The sequence below is a fragment of the Oleiphilus sp. HI0066 genome (genome assembly GCF_001635725.1).
Genome location: NZ_LWFH01000371.1, coordinates 1 through 526, shown reverse-complemented (window position 1 = coordinate 526; position 526 = coordinate 1). Strand labels below are relative to the sequence as shown.

Annotated in this window: 1 protein-coding gene; it reads left to right on the top strand. The window is 42.0% G+C overall.

The annotated features are described in order from the left end of the window. Nucleotides 1-36: 36 nt before the first annotated feature. Nucleotides 37-526 (top strand): aminodeoxychorismate/anthranilate synthase component II (locus tag A3738_RS05195; protein ID WP_068763420.1); only part of this gene is annotated, 490 nt, incomplete at its 3' end.

Below are 526 nucleotides of genomic sequence, written 5' to 3'. Positions count from 1 at the left end.
CAGTGTTTCTAATGAATCTGCAAAGGGGGATAAGTAATGTTGTTAATGATTGATAACTATGACTCCTTTACATACAACGTCGTGCAATATCTAGGTGAATTAGGCGCCGATGTGCGAGTTTATCGAAATGATGAAATCACTATTAAAGAAATCGAAGCGCTGAACCCCGAGAAAATCGTGATTTCTCCGGGCCCATGTACGCCAAATGAAGCTGGTGTTTCACTGCAAGTACTCGAGCATTTTAAAGGCAAACTCCCTATCTTTGGCATTTGCCTAGGACATCAAAGTATTGGACAAGCTTTTGGTGGATCTATTATCCGTGCTGGCCAAGTTATGCATGGGAAGACATCTCCAGTGCATCATAACAATGAAGGTGTATTTAAAGGTTTACCTAACCCAGTGACAGCAACGCGATACCATTCTTTAGTGATTGATAAAGATGCGCTTCCTGATTGCCTAGAAATTACTGCGTGGACCGAACATGAGGATGGTTCAATGGAAGAGATAATGGGTGTGCGCCATAAAA